The organism is Actinomyces israelii DSM 43320 (genome assembly GCF_000711965.1).
GTDB classification, from domain to species: Bacteria; Actinomycetota; Actinomycetes; order Actinomycetales; family Actinomycetaceae; genus Actinomyces; species Actinomyces israelii.
In genome coordinates this window covers 29023-55407 of the sequence record NZ_JONS01000003.1, presented here as the reverse complement: position 1 = coordinate 55407, position 26385 = coordinate 29023, and the positions used below count along the sequence as shown (strand labels likewise).

The following is a 26385-nucleotide window of genomic DNA, read 5'->3' as shown; positions in this document are numbered from 1 at the left end:
TGACAAGTGACTCCCACCCCCGTCCTTGTTCGATTGCTTTCCCTCTTTGCTGACATCACCAACGGCGACGAGGCGGAGATCGACCCGTCGCTACCCATGGCGGAGCAGGGGTTGACGTCGGTCCTCGGTGTCGATCTCGTCGACGAGATCAACGCCGAGTACGGCCTCACCCTCGGTGCCGAGGCGATCTACGACCATCCGACCCTGGCTGGGCTGTCCACGGCCGCCGAGGAGCTGCTTTCGGCTGACCGCATGACGATGTCCCCCGTCCGTGATTCCCTGTCTGACGTCGTCGAACGACTGGCCAAGGTGCATTTGAGGCAGGATGTCGGCCCTTGGGACCCGGCCCGAACATGGGCGGACTTGGGGCTAAATTCGGTGGACTCCGCCGACTTGGTCGATGCGCTCAACGACGAGTTGGGGATCAGCCTCGGCGCCGAGGCAATCTCTGACTTCGTCACTCCCGGGCAACTCGCGGGGCACATCGAGTCGCTGCTCTCCACGCCCGCGCCCGACGACCGGCTCGTCGACTTCACATCGGATTCGACGCCAGCAGAGGAAGCCACGGTGCCCGTGGCGATCGTCGGTCAGTCCATGAGATTCGCGGATCTCGACAACGTCGACGCGCTCGAGGCGGCCTTGTGGGGGGCCGACGCCAGGAATGAGGGCTCGATCACCTGGCGTTGCGACCAGGCTCCGTCCGGGCTCATCCCCACCCCAGACCGGTTCGACGCGCCGTTCTTCGGCATCAGCGCTCGTGAGGCGCGCAGGATGGATCCCCAGCAGCGTCTGCTGCTCGAAGAGGCCTATCACGCAATCGAGGACTACGGGCATGACCCGGCCTCCTTGGCAGGTGACCGTGTGGGGGTCTTCGTCGGAGCGAAGGTCGGCGGCTACGAGGATCAGGTCGTTGGGGTGGACGGGCCTTCTTCCCAGGCGTTGCTCGGCAACGAGATGTCCGTCTTGTCCGGTCGGCTCGCCCACTGGTTCGACACGAGGGGCCCCTGCGTGACGGTGGACGACGCATGCACCTCGTCCTTGGCGGCGCTCCACATGGCCTCGGAAAGCATTCGGCGTGGAGAGTGCGAGCTCGCCATCGTTGCCGGAGTATTCGTGACCTCGCCGCGGTTCCAGGCGCTTGCTGCAGAGGCGGGTTTGCTGTCCACCAGCGGACGGTGTCGTCCCTTCCGCGAAGACGCCGACGGAATGGTGCTCGGCGATGGTGTGGGAGTGCTCGTCCTGAAGGCCTTGCCGTCAGCGCTGGCCGACGGCGATCACGTCTACGCGATCGTCCGAGCCAGCGCAATGAGCCACAACGGACGCGCGCCGTCCATCATGGCGCCGGTCACCCGATCCATGCGTGACATGATCGTCAAGCTGTACTGCGACAGCGAGACCGACGTGCATAGCGTGCGCCTCCTGGAAGCGCAAGGCACCGGGTCGCCTGTGGGCGACAGCGCGGAGCTCTCTGCCCTCACGGCGGCATTGACCGAGCTGGGAGCTGCGCCCCACAGTTGCGTTCTCGGGTCCACCAAGAGCGTCCTGGGGCATGCGGTGGCTGCCTCGGGCATGGCCGCAGTGGCCAAGGTACTCGCCTCCTTCCGTCGCGGCGAGGTCCCTGGATGGGTCGGGGGCGAGGCCGATCATCGGCACCTGTCATCGCATGATTCGCCGTTCGTCCTCGGAGCGACCCCGACGCGGTTGGCGTCCGACGGCGAGTTGCCGACGCGAGCGGGAGTGAACGCCTACGCCTTCAATGGCACGAATGTGCATGTGATCCTCGAGCAGTTCAAACCAGCTCGTCGCTCGATCGGTCGTGAGCGTTCGCAGCTGGTCCCTGTCTCGGGGAGGACTGACGAGGCGTTGAGGGGGAACCTCGCTGCCTTGGCGGAATGGCTCGCGACCCATGACGCCGCGCTGGGCGACGTCGCCTATACTTTGCAGGTCGGTCGCCAGCACCATGCTCGTCGGCGCGCTTTTGTTGTGGACGACTGTCGTACGCTCCGCCTCCAGATCGAGCAGGCGTTGTCCCAGGAGGGCGGGATGGAGCCATTCTGGTCGAGCGGTGACCGCTGGCTGGATGGCGAACGACAGGGGGGCAGTGACCCAGGCAGCCCCGACATCTCGGCGGACGAGCTGACCGACCTCTTCCGTGGCTATTGCGGTGGTGCGACGGTCGACTTCGAACGACTGCACGTCAGCGACCACCGGCAACGACTGTCATTGCCCGGTTATCGGTTCGACGACCATCGCTACTGGATCGGCGGTCCTACGGACATGGAATCGGCCTCGTCAGCGCCCCACGATGCGGGGCCCGAGCGATCATCGGTCGCGCCGGAGCTGTCGGCCCGGGAACTCGACGAGCATGAGCGTGCCCACAGCGCGTTGACCGCGTGGGCCATGCAAACGTTGTTCGCGGTCCTGGCGGACGCGGCCGGTGATTGGGCGCGGGGAAGCTCGCACACCGTGGACGCCCTGGCAGACAGCGTCCAGGTGATCGATCGTCATCGACAGCACTTCGAGCATCTCGTCAGCATGTTCGTTCGCGAGGGGTTCATGCGCGCCGCTGGCGACCACCTGCAGATCACCGCCAGCGCTCAGCCGATGGCCGCCCTGGACGAGCGCCGGCAGGACATCGAGAGAGAGTTCGCTGAAGCGGCCGTCTACACGCCGTTGTTGGCGTTGTGCTTCGAGCATTATCCGGACATCCTTGCTGGCACCCGGACCTCGGTCGAGGTGCTGTTCCCCAAGGTCAGTGACACGCCGATGAGCCGTCTCTACACGGGCAACCAGATGGCGGATCTGTGCAATGACTTGGTCGCCTGGCAGTGCGTTCAGCACATCCTCGACAAGGTCCCCGCTGGCCGCACCATCAAGATGATCGAGGTGGGGGCGGGTACCGGGGGCACTACGCGGCCGGTGCTGGAGGCGTTGAACCGGTGGAAGGACCGCATCGACTACGCCTACACGGATCTCTCGTTGGCCTTCAGCACATGGGGGGCCAAGAAGTTCCAAAAGGAGTTTCCGCGCGTCCACTTTGCCCGGCTGGACATCTCGGCCGATCCCGGTGAGCAGGGATTCGCCTACGACGACGCCGACATCGTCATCGCCACCAACGTCATCCATGCCACGCCTGACATTCGTGAATCGACGCGCAATCTGCACTCGTTGTTGCGGCCAGGGGGAGTCCTCGTCCTCAACGAGCTGACCGGCTGTCCCGACGTGTATGCGATGGCGGCGGGGCTTCTCGACGGCTGGTGGCTGTTCCGCGACCCGGAGGTGCGAATCCCCGAATCCCCCCTGCTGGACGCCACCCACTGGAGTTCCGTCCTGTCGGACGGGGGGTTCGGCCCCACGACCGTCCTGGGGCCGACGGTGGGCAGGTACGGCGTGTCCCAGAACGTCATGGTCGCCGCCAAACCGGCGTCGATCCGACAAGAGCTGCGGCGGACACCAGGGCGAGAGGACGCGGGCCATCGCGTCGACTCGCCAGAGGCAGCGCGGAGTCGTCGGGACCATGGGCAGTCCGGTTCCGATGCGCTGCGTGCGACGGTTCTGCGCTCCGTGGTGGAAGCAGTTGAGGCGGACGTCGCCGGCGTCGATGCGGACACTGTCTTCGTGGAGCTCGGTGTCGACTCCCTCATCGCGCCGGAACTCGTTGCGACCCTGAACTCGGCGCTGGGGACCCAGCTGAGTGCTTCGGTTCTCTTCGAGCATTCGACGCCCAATCAGCTCATCGAGCATCTTCGCGATTCCGGCGTGGAGCGGGACCCTGGGAGTTGGGAAGTTCGTGAGGCACCGACCCCAACTATGGGACTGGTCACACCAGCGAGGCAGGTCCACGCGAACCTGGAACCCCCGGCGGCCGACGATGACGTCATCGCCATCATCGGAATGTCGGGCACGTTCCCGGACGCTCGAGATCCAGAAGCCTATTGGGACAACATCGTGAAGGGTCGTTGTTCGGTGAGGCCGGTTCCCCGCGAGCGGTGGGATGTCGACGCCGTCTATGACCCGGATCCGGACCGGCTCGACCGCACCTACTGCAAGGTCGCTGGGCTCATCCCCGATGCGGACCTTTTCGACCCGCTCTTCTTCCGCATGTCGGGTCGCGATGCGCAGATCACAGATCCCCAGCAGCGCGTCTTCCTCGAACATGCGTGGAAGGCCCTCGAGGATGCCGGCTATCCTCCGGTGTCCTTGGGGGGCACGAAGTGCGGCGTCTACGTCGGGTGCGTGGCAAACGAGACGCCTCTGCTCAACGAGCTGGAGGGCGCCTCCGCGGACCCTGGCGCGACGATGGGCTCCTACTCTTCGGTGCTGGCGGCCAGGATCTCCTACCTTCTGGATCTGCATGGTCCGAGCATCTCGATCGACACGGCCTGTTCGTCCTCGCTCGTCGCGCTCCACTTGGCAGTGCAGAGCCTGCGCTCGGGCGAGACCGACATGGCACTGGCAGGCGGCGTCTTCGTGATGCCTTCGGCGCGCTTCCACGTGGCCATGAGCAATATGTCACTGCTCTCGTCGGCAGGTGCCTGCCGTCCCTTCGACAGTCGCGCCGACGGGTTCGTCCCCGGCGAGGGGGCCGGCGCCCTGGTCCTCAAGACGGTCGGCGCGGCTCGTCGGAGTGGCGACCGCATTCTCGCGGTGATCCGCGGTTCCGCGCTCAACCACGACGGGGCGTCCAACGGATTCACCGCGCCCAGCGCCCGAGCCCAGACTGACCTGGCGGAGGAGGTCTACCGTCAGGCGGGGATTGACGTCACGAGCATCGGATACGCGGAGGCGCATGGGACGGGAACGCGGCTCGGAGACGCCGTCGAGGCCGAATCCCTCACCGCAGCGCATCGGCGATTCACGGCCGCGCGCACCTACTGTGCGCTTGGGTCGGTGAAGGCCGGCATGGGCCACGCCGCGGCGGCAGCGGGCGTGGCTGGCGTGATCAAGGTCGTCCAAGCGCTTCGTCATGCAACCATTCCGCCGACGTGGCATGTCAACACGCCCAGCGATCTGATGGTCTGGGACGAGTCCCCCTTCTACTTTCCCGAGCAAGCAACACCGTGGAAGGCGCCCGAACAGGGTCCGCGACGAGCCACGGTCAGCGCATTCGGGCTGAGCGGCACCAATGCGCATGTCCTACTCGAAGAGGCCCCGGCTCCAGAACACGCCGATCGCGATGGCGGCCTCGAACACGTCGTCGTCGTGTCAGGCCACACCGAAACGGCGTTGCGCCGCAATGAGGAGGCGCTTCTCGAATGGGTGGAACGAGGAGATTGCGATGCCGCCCCGCAGCTGGAGGCGATCGCCCGTACGACCCAGCTCAACCGCACCGCGCATGGGCACAGGGTCGCCGTGCTGGCGTCCAGCACTTCGGAGCTCGTCACCCGGCTTCGGGAGCATCTGCAACGCGGCGAGTCCGAGGCAGTCTTCGAGGGTCAGACCATGGCGCAGCCGTCGTCGATTGCCTCGCTGTTCAGCGACCGGGCCGGGCACGACTTCCTGGCGGACCTCGCCCGGCGTCGACGCCTCGAGCCGCTGGCGTGGGCCTGGGTGGACGGACTGGACGTGCCGTGGGCCGAACTCCACGGCGAGCCTCTCGCGCCCCCCGTGAGCCTGCCGCCCTACCGCTTCGACCACATCAACTTCCAGCGACGGCCAAGCGAGCCCGCCGGGAGCGTCGTCTACTCGACGAGACACTTCGAGGTGAATGTGCCGGCGTGGCGGCCAGAACCCGCTCCATCATCCGTCGAGCCCCCTCGACGCTTGTTGCTGATGGGCGATGAAAGCGACATCGCTGCGGTCCGGCGGCACTGGCCCTCGACGCCCATCATCCTGGTGGGTCAGGTCTCCGAGGATGAGCTCGTGCCCGTGGGAGAGAGTTGGCGAATCAGCCCCCGCAGCGCGGGCGACTTCGACAAGCTTTTGGCCGCGCAGGCCGGAGACGTCCCCATCGATGTCCTGAACCTGTGGCCCCTGCACGCCGGTTCCGACACATCCGTGGACCCCGCCATCGGGGCCTCGCTCCACCTCGTCGGCGCGGCCGGACGGACCTCGGCGCGAGTGCGGCGCGTGGTGTGTGTGACTCGTCGAGGAAGCGTTCCCCAGCCCTTCGATGACGCTGCAGCGGCGGTGGGGCACTCCGCCGCCCTCGTGGCGCCCGAAATGACCTTCACCCTTCTCCGGGTCGATGGCGCCGCCTCTGTCGGTGAGTGCGTCGACCATGCCGTCAGTGAGTGGGCGGCCTCCGACCCCGAGGTCCTGCGTCGTGATGGCGCCCGTTTCGTGCCCGAACTGGCGGCACCGGCTGCCGCCGACGAGCCCATCGTCATCCGCCGGGGAGCGGTGTGCCTCGTCACCGGGGGAATGGGGGCCCTCGGCCGGATCGTGAGCCGGCACCTGGCATCCACCCTCGCGGCTCACCTGGTGCTGGTGGGGCGTTCGGCTCCCACGCTGGAGACAAGCGAACACTTGGAATCGCTGAAGTCGTCCGGTGCCGCCAGTGCTGTCTACCTGCAGGCCGATGTCAGCGACGTGACGGCCATGCGTGAGGTGGTGCGGTCCGTCCGACAGCAACGCGGGGGTGTGCATGCCGTCGTCCACGCGGCCGGAGTCCTCGACTCCCGCCCCCTCAGTGCCATGGATGAACGGGCACTCGAGGGTGCCCTCAAGGCCAAGGTCGAAGGCGTCCAGGTGCTCGACGAGGTCACTCGTGACGAGGACCTCGATGCGGTAATCTTGTTCTCGTCGGCGTCGGCGGTCTTGGGTGACTTTGGGCTTGGCGGCTACGGTGTCGCCAATCGATTCCTCGACGCGTTCTGCGAGTACCGCAATCACCTGCGCGCCCAAGGCGCCCGACGGGGCGCGACCGTATCGATCGACTGGCCTCTCTGGGAGGACGGCGCCATGCGGGCGGGGGGACAGCGACTCCACCAGCAGGCGTCTGGCGTCGTGCCACTCGGCACGGCAGAGGGCCTTGCCATCTTCGACACCGTCCTCGCCCGCGGCATCTCAACGGCCGTGGTGATGCCGGCCGTTCACGACGGCGCGGCGCCTGCACCGCGAGCCGATGCCGACCACCTGCCCACTGTCGACACGACGGGTGGCGCTGCTGAGCCGGCCCGCCCGGAGACTGCCGGGTCCGAGTCGCTACGCGAGCAGGTTCTCGATGCGACTGCTCGGGCGCTCGGGATCGAGGTGGAGCGTATTGACCTCGAGGCGGACCTCGCGGACTACGGCTTTGATTCCGTCTCGCTCAAGACCCATGCGCGACGGCTGACAGAGGAGCTGGGGATTCCGGTCTCGCCGACCGTGTTCTTCGCGTGCGGAACGCTGGGCGAGGTGCTGCGTCTCCTCGTGGACCAGCACGGCGACCAGATCGAGGTACCCTCCGCCAGCCGGGCTCCCGAAAGGGATGCGGACCCCGCTGACGCGACCGACTCCTTGCTCGGTGATGCCCCCGCCCCTGTGCCAAACGGTCACAGTGACCTCCTCCGGCCGGGCGATCTCACCGACGGCTTGGCGAACGACGCGGCTGCCGTCAACCCGGTGATGGACGTCCGCGAGGACGCGAGCATGCCCATCGCGGTGGTCGGCATGGCAGCCCGCTTCCCGGGCGCCGGGAACATAGAGGAGTACTGGCGGAACTTGGTCGGGGGAGTCGACTCCATCGTCGAGATTCCGCGTGATCGGTGGGACTGGCGGGACTGGTACTCGGCTGACGGGGATCGGGAAGGGCGGTCGGTGAGCAAGTGGGGCGGGTTCATCGGTGGAGTCGACGAGTTCGACTCACGCTTCTTCAAGATCTCGCCGCTGGAGGCGGAGATGATGGACCCGCAACAGCGCCTGCTGCTCCAAACGGCTTGGGCGGCCATCGAGGACGCGGGATGGAAGCCCGAGTCCATCACGGGCCGTCGGCTGGGGGTCTTCGTGGGGGCACAGTTCCACGAGTATGCACAGTTGCTCGCCTCCGCTGGTCTCAGCCAGGCCCAGATCGGCACCGGAGTGGAGCACTCCATGCTCGCGAACCGCATTTCGTACCTGTTGGACGCGCATGGGCCGAGCGAGGTCGTGGACACCGCCTGTTCCGGCGCGCTGACGGCGGTCCACCGTGCCATGCGGTCGCTCCGATCGGGTGAGACGGAGATCGCGCTGGTCGGTGGGGTCAGCCTGATGCTGACGCCCCGGTACCACGTGCTGACCACCCAGATGGGCGTGGCGTCGCCCAGTGGGCGCTGCCGCACCTTCGGCGCCAATGCGGACGGCTATGTGCGGGGAGAGGGCGTCGGCGTCCTGACCCTGAAGCCGTTGGCACAGGCGATACGGGACAACGACCATGTCTGGGGGGTGCTACGAGGCTCCGCAGTCGGGCACGGTGGTCATGCCCACTCATTTAGCGCTCCGAACCCCCGGGCGCAGGCCGACCTCCTGCTGGCGGCCTGGGATGATGCGAGCGTTGACGCCGCAGACATCGGTTACATCGAGGCTCACGGTACGGGAACGGAGCTCGGTGACCCGGTGGAGGTCGAGGGTCTGTCGACAGCGTTCGACGAGTCGGCCCGCCGTTCGGGAAGGGCCCCCGCGATCGGTGCCTGCGGATTGGGCTCCGTCAAGACACAGATCGGTCACCTGGAGCCGGCCGCTGGGATCGCGGGTCTGGTGAAGCTGATCCTCGCGCTGCGCCACCACATCATGCCGGGCACGCTCAATGCCCTGCCGCGAAATCCCTATTTGGAACTGGAGGGCAGCCCCTTCACCGTGGTTGATCGCTCCACGGTATGGCCGGCGCCCGTCATCGACGGCGAACCACGTCGCGGCGGCGTCAGCTCGTTTGGCTTCGGCGGGGCGAATGCGCATGTGGTCGTCGAGGAGCACCGGCAGGAGCCACCGGCAGGCGAACCTGCGGGGGGCGTCGGGGATCCTCGAGTGGTCATGCTCTCCGCCCGCACGGATGCGCAGCTTCGCCGATCCGCGAGGCACCTGGCGGACTTCCTGTCGCGAGATTTCGACCGACACCTGGAGAGGGTCAGGGTCGTGTTGGGCGAGTGGCTGGGAGTGCCTTTCTCCGAGTTGGACGGGGACACCACCTTGGGCGACGTCGGGCTTGACGCGGCGTCCATCGCGTCGGTGGTGTCGCGGCTGCGGTCCCAGTGTGGGGCAAGGCCGCACGGCCTTGTCGTGGGCCTTGACACCACGGTGGCCGAGCTCGCTGCGGGCTTGCCTGCCACGGTGGACCTCGGCGACGTCGCCTACACCTTGGCGGTGGGACGTACAGCGCACCCACGCCGCTACGCGGTCGTGGTGGGTTCCATCGACGAGCTCGTGGAGCGGCTCGAGCAGTTTGCCGACGGGCGGGAAGCAGAGACCCTGGTTGGCGGGAGTGGGGACAGCGACGAGGAGGCTGCCGCGAGGGACTGGCTGCGTGGCGAGGACGTCGACTGGTCCACGTACATGTCCGGGCGGAAGGTGTCGCTGCCGACGTACTCGTTCGAGCCCTCCCGCCACTGGTTCAGCGGGCCGGAACCCGTTGCTGGGACAGTTCCGGACGCACCACCAACGCATCCCTTCGCGGGCAGCGTCGACGAAAGGGAAGGAATCTGGACCCTCACAACCACCCTGCGAGGAGGTGAGCTCTTCCTGCGAGACCACGTGGTTCATGGCTCCCGTACCCTCCCCGGGGTCGCCTTCCTCGAACTGGCCCGCTACGCGGCGGGTCTCCACATAGGGGGAACGATCAGCGTGGTGAAGGACCTCATCTGGGCCAAGCCCTTGGTGGCTGGTCCCTCGCCCGTGGAGCTGCGGTCCGCCGCGTCCGCGGGGCCGGGCGGAACGGTGTCGATCGAGTTCACTTCGGACGAAGGGATCCACGCGCGGGCCAGATGCCTCGTGTCCGAGTCAGCGCAGACCCAGCAGCCATTGCCGATTGCCGCCATCCGAGACCGTTTGACGCCATTCGCCTCCGGGGTCCAATGCTACGAACGGCTCCGGGGATCCGGGCTGGAGTACGGTTCCTCATTCCAGTGTCTTGATGAGGTGTGGTCCTCGGCGGACGAGGCTCTCGCCCGGTGGACCCGAGCACCGCAGCCGGCGTCCGAGCAGCGAGGCTGGGTACTGGACCCGGCCACCTTCGACGGGGCCCTGCACACACTGCTGGCGTTGGTCGACCAGTCGAGCGGCAATCCGTCCGTGCCCTTCAGCATGGGGGAGGTCCGGATCCACGCGCCGCTTCCGTCCAATGGCTGGGCCCATGCGACCAGGAGAGGCCAGGGCGCTGGTCACGTTCCCCGCTTCGACCTTCGGATCACGGACGGTGACGGAGCCGTGTGTGTTGACGTCCATGACCTGGCGCTGCGCCAGATGGCACCCGCGGCCAACGGCAGCTACGGGGACCCCGAGGTGGCGATCGGCGATCCCTCGACCACCGATGGGGTCCTCGCTTTCGCCCCCTGTTGGGTACCCGGGGATCTGGGGGAAGCTGCGCAAAAGGACCGCCCGGTCCAGGTGTTGTGCGTCGGGGAGGCCTCTCGTCTGAGACACGCGCTGGAAACGGACGTGAGTGTGAGAACGGCCACGGTCGAGGACGTGTTCCACGCCTGCCGTGACCTGGTTGCCCAGAGAAATCCTGGACGGCTTGTGATCGTCACCGATCGGCGCGACCCGGTGGGTGAGGGATTGGCCGGACTTGCCCGCACCTCCCGACTCGAGAACCCGGAGCTGGCAGTCTCGGTGGTCCAGACGGACGGTCTCCCGGACGTGGAGCGGGTCCGTCAGGAGGTCTCGCGAGGAGACGACGATGTCGTCGTCCTGCATGGGGCGGACGGCCGATTCCGTCAGTCCCTCCGCGAGATCGAGCTGCCTGCGCCGTCCGGTCGGCCCTTCCGCGAAGGCGCGATCGCGGTGGTCACGGGAGGTCGAGGCAGGATCGGTCGGTTGTTGGCCGAGCACTTGGTGGGGCGCGGCGTCGCTGGTGTGGTCTTGATCGGCCGCCATCCGGCCGACGCGGAAACCGAGCGCTGGGCCCGCCAGCTCGGGGTGCCGGTGATGCTCGAGGACGCGAATGTGACGGATCGAGCGGCGACCGCCGCCGCCCTGGGGCGCGCCCGTGACCGTTTTGGTGGTCTCCATGTCCTCGTCCATGCGGCTGGCGTGGTTCGCGATGGGGCACTGGCTCGAAAGAGCGATGCGGATTGGGTTGATGTTGTCGAGCCGAAGGTACGCGGGGCCGAGGTCCTAGACGAACTCACCGCACGCGACGACCTAGACCTTTTCGTCCTGTGTTCCTCGTGCTCCGGGGTGTTGGGCAACGCAGGGCAGGCTGACTACTCCTACGCGAACTGCCGTCTCGACGCCTTCGCACGCCAACGGGAGGAACTGGTCGAGCTCCACCGACGCTCCGGTCACACCGTGTCCATCGCGTGGCCGCTGTGGCGGGACGGTGGGATGACGGTGCCTGGTCACGTGGTGGACCGGCTCCGCCAGGCCCTCGGGATGGCCCCGATGCCCACCGCCGTCGGTCTGGAGGTCTTCGACGCGGCGACCCTGTCCAACCAGACCCGAGTGGGGGTGGCCTTCGGTGACGTGTCGACCCTTCGGGAAAAACTCCTGGTGGAAGACCAGCCGCGAGACCTACCGGATGCCTCGCCGGCCGCCGATGAGGACGCCCTGATGCGCGTCGTCGCGAACCTCTTGAGGGTGGACGTCTCGGAGCTGGACGTCGACGAGGACATCACCAACTATGGCGTGGACTCGATCATGATGATCTCCCTGATGAAGGCGATCGAGAGGGAACTGGGCGTCATCGTCGAACCGGGCGTGCTTGCCGAGCAAGCCACGATCCGCGACATGGCTGGGGCGCTCAGCGGCATGGCCCCCGAAGTGTCTGTCCCCGAGACGGAACGCTCGCTGTCGGACCCGTCCAGCTCTTCAGAGGTGGGATCACTGTCGTCGGCGCCGTCCCGTTCATCCGAGCCGCGCCCTGCGGGCGTGGGGGGCCATGATGGTCGCCTGGCGGTGATCGGCATGGCGGGACGTTTCCCCGGGGCCGCCACTTTGGACGACTATTGGCGGAACCTGGTCGATGGTCGGGACGTCGTCACCGAGATCCCGTCCGATCGCTGGCCGCTGGACGGGTTCTTCAGCGCCGACAAGACCGCCGCCCAGCGGTCGTACTCACGCTGGGGCGGGTTCCTGGACGACATCTATGGCTTCGATGCGGCGCGATATCGAATCACCGAGGCCGACGCCCTTGCGATGGACCCCACGCATCGAATGCTCATGGAACTGGCCGACGAGCTGTGGGCCGATGCAGGTTACGACGCCGCCGAGCTGGCGGGATCCCGCACTGGGGTGTTCATCGGCGGCGGTGAAAGCAACTACGTGAATCGCGCTGCCGACCGTCTCCTCCCCGAGTTCGAGAGGAAGATGGTGGTGAACACCATCCCGAACATGATGGCGGCTCGTTTGTGTGACGCGTTCGACATGCATGGACCCGCCCAGGTGATCGACACGGCCTGCTCGTCGTCGCTGGTGGCCGTGCACAATGCCTGCCGCGCGGTGCTGGCAGGCGACTGTGAGCAGGCGATCGTCGGCGGCATCGAGCTGCTCGTCGACGGGTACCTGCACGTCGCACTGAGCAAGGCCGAGGTGCTCGCCGACGACGGCATCTGCTACGTCTTCGACGAGCGTGCCAAGGGCATGGTTCTGGGCGAGGGAGCGGGCCTGTTGCTCATCAAGCCGTACGACGCCGCGATTCGCGATGGTGACAACGTTCGTGCGGTCATCCTGGGCAGTGCCGTCAACAACGATGGTCGGACGATGGGGCTGACCGTTCCGAGCGCCGAAGGTCAGGAAGAGGTGCTGCGCAGGGCGTACGCGGCGGCGGGCGTGAGTCCCGCCAGTATCAGCTACCTCGAGGCCCATGGCAGCGGAACCCTCCTCGGTGACCCGATCGAGATCCGCGCCGCGTCCAAGGTGCTCGGTGAACACGGCAGTGGAATCGGCCACTGCGGGGTCGGTTCGGTCAAGTCGAATGTCGGTCACCTGCTCAGGGCAGCGGCGATGCCGTCGGTGGTGAAGGTGGTCTTGTCGCTGCAGCATCGCCAGATCCCTCCCACCCTGCACTGTGAGAATCCGCATCCGCGTTTCCGCTTCTCCGAATCCCCGTTCCGTCCGGTGACGGAGCTGGAACCGTGGCACGTCCCGGGCGGAGGAGCCCGGCGGGCGGGCGTCTCGTCCTTTGGGTTCGGCGGGACCAACGCGCACCTCGTGCTCGAGGAGTTCAATGCGCCACCGGGGTTCGTGCTCCGCAGACGCCCGCACCCCGCCCCGTCGTTCTCCCGCAAGCAGTTCCGGCTGCGGGCTCATGGCGAGAGCGCCGGTGTGGGCGAGGACGAGCTCGAGCGGTTGCTTGATGCCGTCAGGGACGGTCAGCTCACAGTGGACGAGGCGTTCGACAAGGTGGAGGGACTCCGATGAACACACGCCCGAGTGATTTCCGTTCCGAGGTTCTTCGACAGACCCTGCGGGAGGTCCGCGACGGGCGCATGTCGAATCGCGAGGCCAAGCGGATCCTGGAGCTCGGATCCGATTCACCGAGCGCGACCATCGGTTATGCGGCGCCCCGGGTGAGGGACCACAGGGGCCTCAATCCCTTCGACTCCAGGCCCGGCACCCGGGTGGTCCTCGGCCTGACGTGGTGCGCCATGGCGATCACGACGCTCATGCGAGCTCAAGGCGGTGCCGTGGGGCTGCGTTCGGTCAGCTTCGATCGTCCAGTCCTGCTGGACGGCGAAGACGCCGAGGTCATCGCCCATGTCGAAACGCAACCCGCCACTGGCGTCGTGACGGTCGAAACCGTCGGCCCGAACGATCCGGTGGGGACGACCGTCGCGTCAGCCCGGCAGTGCGACGCCGGTGCGGCGGAGTCGGTGGACCTTGAGGCGGCCCGCGACGGCCTCCAGGAGGTGGACGCACACCGCCTTGCCACGCGGGTGGAGGGTCAGCGAGGCCCTTCCCTCCAGTGCATCCGTCGGCTCTGGAGCGGACAGGGACGGGTGGTTGCCGAGCTGGAGATGAGCGACGAGCTCGAACTGGACGCCAGCTGCCTCGCCGTTGACCCCTCGCTGCTCGATGCTGGCTACGTGGCCAGTCTGGAGCTGGTCGATGGTGATGGGGAGCGTGGCGACCTCGACGGGGCCACGGGGGTCTGGATCCCGTTCTCGATCGATCGGGTTGAGGCGCATGCCTTGGTGGGTCGCAGTTCCACGTGCGTGGTTCGCAACGCACGCTCACGCGGCGACGTCCACACGTGTGACATCGCCCTGTGTGACGACGAGGGCCGGGTGCTGCTGTCGATCGTCGGCTTCACCTACCGCTTTGTGCGCTATGGGGCGGACGCCCCCAGCGTCGACACGCCGTCGCCCGGCGTTCGAGACGCCGCCACCATGCCGCTGCGGAACCGCGTCCGCGACTTCTTGGCCGACAAGCTGTGGCAGCGCAACGGCCACGTCGACGTCCTGGATGACGAGACGTTCATGTCCAATGGCATGGAGTCCATGGGGTTGATCGAGCTGGCGCGCAGCATCGAGGACGACCTGGGTGTGGCGCTGTACCCGACCCTCTTCTTCGAGCACCAGACCTTGACCGAACTCGTCGAATGGTTCGCGGAGAACCATGCGAGCGCGTTCGAACAACTTGCAGACTCGGACGCGCCCGCGCCCCAGGCCACTTCACGCCCGGCCGAGGCAGGGCCGCGCCCCGCGCCCGAACCGGCAGCGCACAGCGCGGACATCGCGATCATCGGGATGGCTGGCAGATTCGCCGGATCGCCGGATCTCGACTCGTTCTGGGAGAACCTGTCGGCGAACAGGAACCTCATCAGCGAGGTTCCCTCCGACAGGTGGGACTGGCGGGAGTGGTTCGACGAGGACCCAACCTCGGCAGGCCGCACCTATTCTCGCTGGGGCAGTTTCATCGACGTTGCGCAGTTCGACGCTCAACATTTCGGTGTGTCGCCCCGTGAGGCACGATGGATGGATCCGCAGCTGCGTCTGTTGCTCGAGGTCTGTCACCAGGCGGCCGAGGCGGCTGGCATGGGGGGACGTCTCAAGGGCACGACGACTGGGACCTTCGTCGGGAGCTGTTTCACGGACTACTGGGACGAGGTCGTCCGCGCTCGCGTTCCCATCCAGGACTACCAGGCCGCTTCGGGGCTGTTCTCCGCCCTGGCTGGTCGTTTGTCCTACACCTTTGACCTCCATGGTCCGAGCGTCACGGTTGACGCTGCTTGTGCCTCCTCCCTGACGGCCCTGCACCTCGCCATGGCGTCGCTGCGGTCGGGAGAGAGCGAGACGGCGCTTGTCGCCGGAGTCAACTTGGTTCTCAGTCCACTGCACCACGTCGCGGCTGCCAAGGCCATGGCGTTGTCTTCGAGTGGGCAGTGCCACACGTTCGACGCCCGCGCGGACGGATACGTGCCAGGTGAGGGCGTTGCGGCGGTCCTCCTCAAGCCTCTCGACGCAGCGATCCGCGACCACGACCCCATCCAAGGCGTGCTGAAGGGCAGCGCCACCAACCACAACGGGCGATCGAACAATCCCACCGCCCCGAGCGGCGACGCGCAGGTGGCCGTGCTGGAGGCGGCGTGGAAGGATGCGGGGGCGGACGCGGACGCCATCACCTACCTGGAGGCGCACGGTACGGGCACCCTCCTGGGTGATCCCGTGGAGCTCTCGGCCATCAAGCAGGCCTTCTCGCGCGCCGAGGTCACGTCGTCCGTCTGCCGGGTCGGCTCCGTGAAGCCCGCCATCGGCCACCTGGAAGGGGCGGCGGGGCTGGCCAGCCTCATCAAGGTGGTGCTGTGCATGCACCACGGAACGTACGTCGGCATGTCCGGATTCGAAGCACCGAATCCCTACTTGGCGCTCGACGACGCGCCGTTCGAACTCGATGTGGACCCGCAGCCCTGGACGACGCCTCACGGTGGTCCCCGGCGCGCGGGGATCAGCTCGTTCGGTCTCTCGGGCACGAACACGCACGTGGTTGTCGAGGAGGCGCCGATGCGTCCCGATCCTGCCCCCGAGCAGGAAGGGGCCTCCGTCCTGCTCTTGAGCGCTCCCAGCGAGGATCAACTGCGCCGCTGGGCCGACTCGGTCGCGCACCACATCGAACTCGAGCGCCCGGCGCTGAGCGACGTGGCCCACACCCTGCGGCACGGACGGGAGACCCACCCAGTCCGGATGGCCGTCGTGGCGGATCGCCTTGACGTCGCCATCGGCTTGTTGCGAGAGACCGCGCCCGGCACCGTCGGCTGGGAAACCGACGACGAGACCGCGGACGTGCGGGCTGCTCGCGCCTGGCTCGAGGGAGCGCCCATGCCGGGAAGTGCCCCCGGGCGGATGATCTTGCTGCCGCCCCGCCCCTTCCGTCCGGATCGGCACTGGTTTCCCATCTCTCCGACCGGACCCGACGCGGCCGACGCCACCGCAGACCGCGAGGAGTCAACGAAGGACCGCCGCACGTCGGAGTTGTATGTGCCCGGATGGCGCGCAGTCGGCCCTGCGCAACGTGCGGCGGGAGGCGCCGTCGTCCTGCTCGGAGACCAGGAGGCGTTGGCGCAAGCCCGGACAGGTCTGCGCCGTGGCCAGGACGTTCGCGTCGCGGAGATCGCTCTGGCCGGGTCGGACGTCACCTTGGAGCCCTCCCTCGTCGATGGTGCGGACGTCATCATCCTATGGGGGCCCGCATGGTCGCTGCGCTTCGGTTTCCGACTGCTTGCCGAACTCAGACGGCGGGCTCCTCGCCGCGTCGTCATCGTCCACGGGCACGAGGCTGCTCAGCCGCCCCAGCCCGCAGCGGTGGCCTTGGGTGCGGTGACGCTGACTCCAGCAGCAATTCGGTGCCCATTCACCGTGGCCGAGGTGTCCGACGGCCGCGATCCAGCGTCCCTCGTGGAGGTGGCCTTAACCGAGCTGAGTGGTGAGGGAGGCGAGGTACGACTCGAGTCCGGCAACCGTTGGAAGAGACAACTGACGCTCGCGCTGGCCAGGATCGGCGGCGTCGGCCCAGACCGTCCGCCGTTCGACGTCGACGGTCCGTGGATCGTGACCGGTGGGCTGGGTGCGCTGGGGCGGCTACTGGCACGCCACCTTGCCGAGAGGTTCCACGCAGGGCTTGTCCTGACTGGGCGTTCTGCCCCATCGCAGGAATCCGAGCGGGTCGTGGCCGAGTTCCGATCGGTCGGGGCCGCACACTGCGAGTATCGCCAGCTCGACGTCACCGACGCCCAGGCAGTCGCGTCCCTGATGGGCGACGTCCGTGCGCGGCTGGGACGGATCGGTGGCGTCATCCATGCCGCTGGCGTCGCCGACGGTCGGCCATGGTTCGACAAGGCCGACGCGGACATCGACTCCGTCCTGGCGCCCAAGGTGCTCGGGGTCCGCGCTCTCGACGAGGCGACGAGCACCGACGACCTCGCCGCGTTCGTGGTCTTCTCATCGGCGTCATCGGCGCTGGGCGGAATGGGCCTGGACGACTACGCCGCCGCAAATCGATACCTGGACGCCTACGTGACCGAGCGCGAGTTGCGCCGTTCTGCTGGACAGCGGCGAGGCCGCAGCGTCAGCATCGCGTGGCCACTGTGGCGCGACGGGGGCATGCACGTGACGAACGAGTCGCTCTACTTGGGCGCCTCGGGGCTCGACTACCTGGAAACCGACGATGCGCTCGCCGCCTTCGACGCCGTCATGGCGTCCGACCTGTCCCACGTCGTGGTCCTGTCGGGAACCCACGAGGCCCTCGTCCGTATCACGACGCCGCAGGAGGGAAACGCCGAGATGTCCGAGGCAGCGCAGGATGCTGGCGAGCCGGTGACGGACCACGCCGAAAACACCGAAATCGTCAACGACGCCGACGTCCTCGTCCCGTGGGTGAGCGAGAGGCTGGCGGCCATGGCCGCCGAGGTGTTGACTGTCCAGCCGGCAGACATCGATCCCCACGAGAACCTTGGGTCATATGGCTTCGATTCCATCACTCTCAAGGAGCTGACCCGAGCCGTCCAGGAGCAGCTCGGCGTGGTGGTGACGCCCACGGTCTTCTACACCTACCCGACGCTGGACTCGGTGGCGGAATTCATCGTTCGCGATGACCCCGATGGCATCGGCGTCGCTCGTCAGGGACGGGAAACCTCCCCCCATCCGCCCGCGGCCGAGCGCGTCCTCGAGACCGTCGGTGAACCGTCGTCCCCGCCCGCGTCGGCCGCCGTCGACCTGGGTGGGGAAGCGAACTACCCCGTGGCGGTGATCGGCATGGCAGGCCGATTCCCGGGAGCAGACGATCCGCACTCGTTCTGGCAGCGGCTGGTTGCTGGCGACGACCTGGTGACGGAGGTGCCAACCAACCGATGGTGTTGGGAGGACATCTACAGCCCCGAGAGGATGACGCCGGGCAGGACGCAGTCGAAGTGGGGCGCCTTCCTTGAGGGACACGACATGTTCGACGCAGACTTCTTCGGCATCTCGCCCCGCGAGGCCGAGTTGATGGACCCGCAGCAGCGTCTCTTCCTTGAAACGTCGTGGGCGGCCCTGGAGGACGCGGGGTGGCTGCCCGACGCGGTGCGAGGACGCCCGATCGGCGTTTTCGCGGGCGTCCAATTCTCAGAATACCAGTCCCTCGTGGACAAGGCGGGGATCCAACGAGTCCAGGTCGGCACGGGCAATGCGCACACGATGATCCCCAACCGGGTGTCCTACTTCCTCGATCTCAGGGGCCCGAGCGAAAGCGTCGACACCGGGTGCTCGTCCTCCTTGGTCGCAATCCATCGGGCCATCAGGGCGCTGCGGACGGGGGACTGCGAGGCGGCTCTGGCCGGTGGCGTCAGCTTGGTGTTGAGTCCGTACTACCACGTGCTGTCGAACCAGGCGGGGGTGTTGTCGCCAACAGGACGCTGCAGGACCTTCGACTCGAGCGCCGACGGCTATGTCAGGGGCGAGGGGGTCGGAGTCCTGCTGCTGAAGCCCCTGCAATCCGCGCTCCGGGACCGTGATCACGTGTACGCGGTGTTGCGCGGCAGCGCCGTCAACCACGGGGGCAGGGCCAGTTCGCCCACGGCGCCGAACGCCATCGCGCAGGGCGAGGTGGTCCAGCGTGCCTTGGCGGACGCCCGTGTTGACCCGGCGAGCGTCACCTACGTCGAGGCGCACGGGACAGGGACCGAGCTGGGCGACCCCATCGAGGTGGAGGGGCTGGTGCGCGGTTTCACTGCCGCTCTTGAGAGCTATGGGGACGACCACGTCGCGGATCCGGGTTGCACCTTGGGTTCGGTCAAGAATCAGATCGGCCACCTCGAGCCCGCGGCTGGCGTCGCCAGCTTGATCAAGGTCGTGCTGGCCATGAAGCATCGCACCCTTCCGGGGCTACTCCACTTCACCGTGCAGAACCCGTACCTGCCCTTGGACGGGTCCCGGTTCCGTCTGGGGATCGAGACCGGCCCGTGGCGGGCGGCGGTCGACCACGGCGGCGTCGCGTTGCCCCTCCGAGCGGGTGTGTCATCGTTCGGTTTCGGAGGTGCCAATGCGCACGTCATCGTCGAGGAGGCGCCCCCGCAGGAGGTTCCGATCGGAGGCGGTTCTCGCCAGCTCGTGGTGTTGTCGGCGCGGACCGCGGATCGTCTGCGGGACTATGCGGCGCGCATGTCCGAAGCTCTTAGGAGCGCGAGGTACGGAGGGGGGCCGGCCGGGGTCACCCTCGAGGACGTGGCCTTCACCCTGCAAGTGGGGCGGCACCAGATGGGCGAGCGGCTGGCCTTCGTGGCGTCCACCCTCGGGGAGGCGGCGGAGAAGCTGTCAACGTTTGCCGCAGGCACCATGCCGGCGATGGCCGTCACGAACTCGTCGGCGTCCGGGGAACTGGACTCTGCCAAAATCGACGTCAGCCGTGGGCAGGTCGCGTCGCTGTGGCGGACGCAGCGCGTGGAGGAGCTGGCCGACCTGTGGGTGCGGGGCCTTGGCATCGACTGGGGCTCGTTGGATCGCACGCGTGAGCCTCGCCGCGTGCCGCTGCCCAGCTATCCGTTCGCGCGCACCCGGTACTGGTTCGAGAGCACCCCTTCCGCTCCCAGCTCGGCGTTGCCAGTATCTGCTGACCCGCTGTTGTCGATCCTGCGCGAGCCGTGCTGGGTTGAAGCGGCGCGTTCCTCGCAAGGTGGGCGACGACGTTCCGACAGAGCCTGGATTGTGAGCAGCGGTCAGGGAGCCGCGCTGGCCCAAGAGATCGCCGTCCGGTATGTGTCCGCGACCTTCTGCGACTACCTGACGGAGGACACTCCCGGCCCCTCCGAGGACGTCTGGTTCCTAGGCGTCCACGAGGCGGACGAGGTACTCCCCGGCAGTGAGGAATTGGATTCGGCTTTGGGCTTGCTCAGGCTGATCAGGGGCATGGACGCGGCGGGCTTGTCCGAGACGCCCGTCCGCCTCTGGGTGGTCACCCGTGATGTCCACCGCTCCATCGGCGGACCTGCCGCTCCCTACGCGGCCACCTGTGTGGGACTCGCCCGATCGGCTGCGCGTGAACACCCTGCATGGGAAGTGGTGATCGCCGACATCGACGGCGCACAGCCTTCGCCGCGCAACGTCGACCTTCTGCTGCGAGAACCCATTCCGTTCGGCGAGGAGGTCCGCATCGAAGGGACCAGGCTGCTCGTCAGGGCTTTGCGCCCCGTCACTGTCGAGGACGCTCACCGCAGTCCGTTCCGCCCGCAGGGCGTCTACCTCATCGTGGGGGGAGCCGGGGGCGTCGGCTCGCTTCTGGCGCGCCATCTGGCGAAGGCCTGTGGCGCCAAGGTCGCGCTGCTCGGCCGCGCCGCCGTGGGGGCAAGCCATCGTGAGCTGCTGGACACCATCCGGGCGGAGGGCGGCGAAGGGCTCTACATCCGTTGCGATGTCACCGACCGCGAGCAGGTGCGTCGGGCGATCGAGACCACCAAGAACGAGTTCGGCCGTCTGGACGGCGTGATCCACTCGGCCATGGTCCTGCGCGACCGGACGCTGAGGTCGATGACCGACGGCGATCTCCGTGACGTCTTTGCTCCAAAGGTCGCCGGACTGGTGGCGCTGGCCGACGCCCTTCGGGGGGAGTCGTTGGACTTCCTGCTCTTGATGTCCTCGGCCCAGACCTTCATCGGCGCCGCGGGGCAGGGCAACTATGCTGCCGCATCGCAGTTCGAGGACAGGTACGCTCAGTGGCTGCGCGTCGGCGCGCCGTGGCCGGTCAAGGTCGTGAACTGGGGGTACTGGGGTGCGGTGGGCGCAGTGTCCGCGCCGTCCTATGCGCGGCGGCTGGGCGAACAGGGGGCACAGCCGATCGAGCCGAGTTCTGGGCTGGAGGTCGTAACTCGACTGTTGGCCAGCGACAGTGTCGACCAGGTCATGGCGGCTCAGGTCGACACGGAGAAGCTGGGCCAGTATGTGCGCTTGACCGACGGCAAGTCGGAAGGGCCAGCCGACGACTCCGGCTCCGATCTTCGCGCGGCCCTGGCAGATGCACCCAGGCTCGACGGGGAGACCCTTCGCGACGCCGAGGCGGCGTGGACGGGCCTGGCGGACCTTACGCGCCGTTGGCTGCGCGTTGTGGCCACGTCCTTGTGCGCCCCAGCGGGAGATGTCGGTGGGTCGTTGTCTGCGCGCCTGCGCGAATGGCCAGACAGGGCAGTCGAGCATGATCGGCTGGTTGCGGCGATGGCCGCCATCTTGGACCGGGACGCCCAGGATCCGAGACCTGACGAGGACCTTCACCTGACGACGCTTCGAGAGGACGGGCGCCGCCTCGCGGACGAGTATCCGGGGGTTCGGGCGCACGTCCGCCTTCTGGAGGCGTGTATGGACCGCTACCCGGAACTCCTCAAGGACGAGGTCACCCCCACGGAGGTCATGTTCCCAGGCGGGCGAGGGGATCTGCTCGAGGAGATCTATCGCGGAGACGCGATCACTCATCACTTCAACCGCCTGGTGTCCCACACCATCAGGGCCGCGGTACGCGACCGATTGGCCCGCGGTTGGGGCTCGATCCGGATCCTCGAGGTCGGGGCGGGCACGGGTGCGACCACCGAGGTCATCCTGGGAGGACTGGGGGAGGACCTCGCGCACGTCTCCTACGAGTTCACCGACATCTCTGCCCAGCTGGTGGCCCAGGCCAAGGCGCGGCTGGGCGCCAGGTACCCGCGAATGCAGTTCGGCGTCCTCGACATCGAACGCGACCTCGCTGAGCAGGGCCGGGACAGGAGCGACTTCGACCTCGTGGTTGCGACGAACGTGCTCCATGCGACATCCGACGTTGCCGTATCGGTTGGCCGGGTGCGGGAATTCCTCCGCCCCGGGGGGTGGCTCGTCCTCAACGAGGGAACGCGCGTCCACGACTACGCGACGCTAACCTTTGGCCTCTTGCCCGGTTGGTGGAGCAGCAGGGATCAGCACCGCCGATTGCCCGCGTCCCCGATGATCGACCGCAATGGCTGGCTCGAGGTGCTCGCGTCCTCCGGCTTCGCCTCGTGCGAAGTCCTCGGTCTTGGGCCCGATGCGCCCGAGACGCTAGCGGACCAGCAAAGCGTCATCGTGGCGGTCGCGTCCGGCGAACCCGAGCTGGTCGCGGCGCAGCCGCAATCGCTGTCGTCCGGGCAGGGGGCGGAGACGACCGCCCTGGCTCCGGCGGTGCCCCCGCCGGACGATGGGGATGAGGCGCTCACGTCATGGGTCACGGAGACCGTCGTGGGAATCATTGCCGACATCCTCCATGTGGGCGAGGCCGACCTCGATCTCGACGAGCCACATGCCGATCGGGGGGTGGACTCGGTGATGGCGATTGAGATCGCGAACGTCATCAACGAGACCATGAAGATCCGAATCAGGTCGACCGACCTGTTCAACTACCCAAGTCCCCGCAAGCTCGTGGCCCACATCTGCCGAGAACACGGTGCGGCGCTGGCGTCGCGGGTTCCGCGGTCTGAGGGAACGGCCGCGCCCGCTCAACGTGAAGTCACGGCCGATGGGCCCCTACCCCCCGCGGGTCCGAAGGCGCTGGACATCGCGGTGGTCGGCATGTCCGGCCAGTTCGCCGGTGCGCGCGCCCTGGACGAGTTGTGGGCCAACCTCTGCGCGGGGCGTTGCTCCGTGGGCGAGAGCGCCCACTGGGGTTCCGACAACCCCTACGACCGTCACCATCCGGGGATCTCGTACAGCAGGAGGGGCGGCTTCCTGGACAAGGTCGATCGGTTCGACCCGCTGTTCTTCAACATCTCACCGCGTGAAGCCGAGGTGATGGACCCCCAGCATCGGCTGCTCCTCCAGGAGTCGTGGCGCGCGATCGAGGACTGGGGACACTCGCCGGACTCGTTGCGTGGAAGTTCGTGTGGCGTCTACGTCGGTTTCAACGGCAGTGACTACTACCGTCTGGTCGACGATGGCGTGGAGCACCCCGATTCGCACGCCTTCGTCGGGAACAGTGAGGCGATCCTCGCTGCGCGGCTGTCGTACTGCTTGGACCTGCGCGGTCCGAGCGTCACCGTCAACACCGCCTGCTCGTCGTCCCTGGTGGCGGTTGACACGGCATGCCGGGCTCTCAGGGACGGCAGCATCGATTCGGCCCTGGCCGGCGGGGTCATGATCATGACGACGCCGTTCTTCCACCATCTCGCCAGCAGCGCCGGGATGATCTCGCCGTCGGGGTTGTGCCGGACGTTCTCCGATGATGCGGACGGATTCATCCCCGGCGAGGGCGTGGGTGTGGTCGTGCTCAGGCGGCTGGAGGATGCCGTCGCCGACGGTGACCACATCTACGGGGTCATCGTGGGGTCGGGAACGAATCAGGACGGCCAGACCAACGGGATCATGGCGCCCAGCGGGCCCTCGCAGACCCAGCTCGAACTCTCTGTCTACGAGCGGCATGGGATCGACGCGTCCGACATCACCTACGTGGAAGCGCACGGTACGGGCACGCGTCTGGGCGACCCGATCGAGGTGGACGCGCTGACGGATGCCTTCCGTGTGCACACCAAGGCCAACGGCTACTGCGAGATCGGTTCGATCAAGTCGAACATCGGCCACACGCTGGCCGCGGCGGGAGTTGCGGCGCTCATCAAGACACTGATGTGTCTGGATCATCGCATGCTGGTCCCGACGGTGAATGTCACACGTGAGAACGGCCTCATCGACTTCGAGAATTCGCCCTTCAGGGTAAACCAGCGCCTGCACGCGTGGGAGACGCCGAATGGGCGCCAGCGAATGGCCGCGATCAGTTCCTTCGGATTCTCCGGGACCAACGCGCACCTGGTGGTGCGCGAAGCGCCCGGCACGCAGGAACAACGTCAGTGTCGACGTGCCGCCCACCCAGTTCCCGTCTCCGCGCGGTCGCAGGGCGATCTCCGGCACAAGTTGGTCGAGCTGGCCCAGTGGATCGACCAGAATCCGGACGCCGACCTGCGCGACCTCGCGTTCACCTTGGCGGTCGGACGGTCGCACTTCTCGCACCGGGCTGGATGGGTCGTCTCGAGCGTCGCGGAGCTGAGGAGCCTGGTCCTCGCGCGGGCCGAGGACGACCATCGCGAGGTGGACAGCTCGGCGGCCTCGACGGACGTGGAGGCTGCGATGCGCGACTTCCTGGCGGGCGGCGTGGTCGATTGGGAGGTCCTGTTCCGGGACGAGTCACCCCAGCGACTGTCATTGCCGACGTATCCCTTTGGGGGGGACAGCTACTGGGCCCCCACGAACGTGTCCATCGTGGTGGGAACGGAGGGCCCCTCCGGGCGCCCGCAGCGTCCTCATCCGCTGCTGCACGTGAACATGTCCACGTTCGATCATTGCGCCTTCATGACGCATCTGACGCGCGAGGAGGGCGTGGTGCGTGACCACATCGTTGCTGGCAACCCCACCGTTCCGGGCGTCGCGCAGATCGAGATGGTCCGGGCTGCCAGCGAGATCGCGACCGGCGCGCCAGTTCATGTGATTGGGGGGATCGTCTGGTCGCGACCCATCGTCGTCCCCCGTGGGGGCATCACTGTCGAGACCACGATCTCAATGCGCCGTGGGGGATCCCTCGACTTCACACTCGCCAGCCAGGACGGACGCGTGGTTCACAGCCAGGGACGCGTGTTTGTGGACGATGCGGTGGTATCGGAACCTGCTCGCGTCGATCTGGAACGGCTGCTGTCGTCTGCAACGCGTCCGCCCACCGACGGCCAAGACATCTACGAGTCGTTTGGCCGGCACGGGTTGCACTATGGTCCCGCGCTGCAAGCGATCAAGACCCTGTACCACGTGGATGGCGGCGTGCTGGTCCGGCTCCATGCGCCGTCGGACGAAGCCCTTGTCGGCTGCGTGCTCAACCCCGCCGTGATGGACGGGGCGCTACAGGGCGGCATTGGGGTTCTCGACGAGGGCGAACTGGCCCACAGCTCGCGTCCCAGCGTGCCGTTCGATGTCGGACGCATTGACATGCTGTCTGCCACCCCGGCCACTGGCTGGGCCCTGGTTCGACCGTCCTCGACCCCTGCAGGCCAGGGCGGGCACCGGTTCGACGTGCGCATCGTGGACGATCAGGGGGCCACGAGGGTCGCCTTCCACGACTTGACCATGAGGCAGCAATCCACGGCCACGAACCGCCTCGACGGGCAGCACGAGGAGCCGGATCCATTGGAGGATCTGCTCTCCAAACTGTCTAGGAGAGAGATCACTGTGACGGACGCCCGCAAACGAGTGGAGGAAATGGCATGACGACCCCGCTGCCAGTCGACGACATTCTCGCCCGCATCGAGAGCGGCTCGCTGTCGCCCGCAGACGGCGCGAGCCTCATCCGCTCCCTCCGGGCGGACGGGGAGGTTATGGCTCTCGTGGAGGACTGGGTCGACGATGCTCCCGTCGCGGGCACGGACGTGACCGGCTGGCACGTGCTGCTGGTTTGCGACGACGATGCGCCACAGTCGGATGCGCTCTTGTCGGACCGAGTGGGCGAGGCGACGCTCACGAGCGCCAGCAAGGCGGCGGAGGAATTGACCCAGCTGGTGAGGCTGTCCCGCACGCCTGATGCCGTGGTCTGGCTCGGCACACACGGACCCCAGACGGTGGTCGACCTCACCAGCTTGGTGGGCGCCGCCCACGAGGCCATGGACGAGCTCCGATTGGTGTTCGTCGGGGGAGAGGCGTCAACCGTCCAAGGCATCTGGGGTTGCGCCATCGGGGCATGGGCGCGGAGCGTCGCCCTTGAGTGGTCGGGATTCCATGCCCGTGTGACGTGCGGTGGTGATCCGCAGCAAGTGATGGCGACGGAGCTGGCCCTCGTGAAGGACACCTTGGGTGTGGAAGAGAGCCGTTGGAGCGGTGATGGCCGGTGCTCGCCTCGGCTGACCGA

The 26385-nt window shown here is 67.4% G+C and carries 3 protein-coding genes (1 of these 3 only partly in view); all 3 read left to right on the top strand.

From position 1 onward, the window contains the following. Positions 1 to 6: 6 nt before the first annotated feature. Tightly spaced (each overlapping or abutting the next), the 3 genes in view from O145_RS17885 to O145_RS02130 form a layout consistent with a single transcriptional unit that may run on beyond the window. Positions 7 to 13470, top strand: coding sequence for an SDR family NAD(P)-dependent oxidoreductase (locus O145_RS17885; protein WP_043559115.1), 13464 nt, complete (start codon positions 7 to 9; stop codon positions 13468 to 13470). Then, the gene (locus O145_RS17880) at positions 13467 to 25751 is read left to right on the top strand and encodes an SDR family NAD(P)-dependent oxidoreductase (RefSeq protein ID WP_043559112.1); all 12285 of its coding nucleotides are present in this window, start codon (positions 13467 to 13469) and stop codon (positions 25749 to 25751) included. The genes O145_RS17885 and O145_RS17880 overlap by 4 nt, the downstream gene beginning before the upstream one ends. After that, on the top strand, positions 25748 to 26385 hold the beginning of the coding sequence (locus tag O145_RS02130) for an SDR family NAD(P)-dependent oxidoreductase (protein WP_043559110.1). It continues 10909 nt past the right edge of the window; 638 of the gene's 11547 nt are visible here — the first part of the coding sequence; its start codon is at positions 25748 to 25750; its stop codon lies beyond the right edge, outside the window. Before O145_RS17880 ends, O145_RS02130 begins: the two co-directional genes overlap by 4 nt.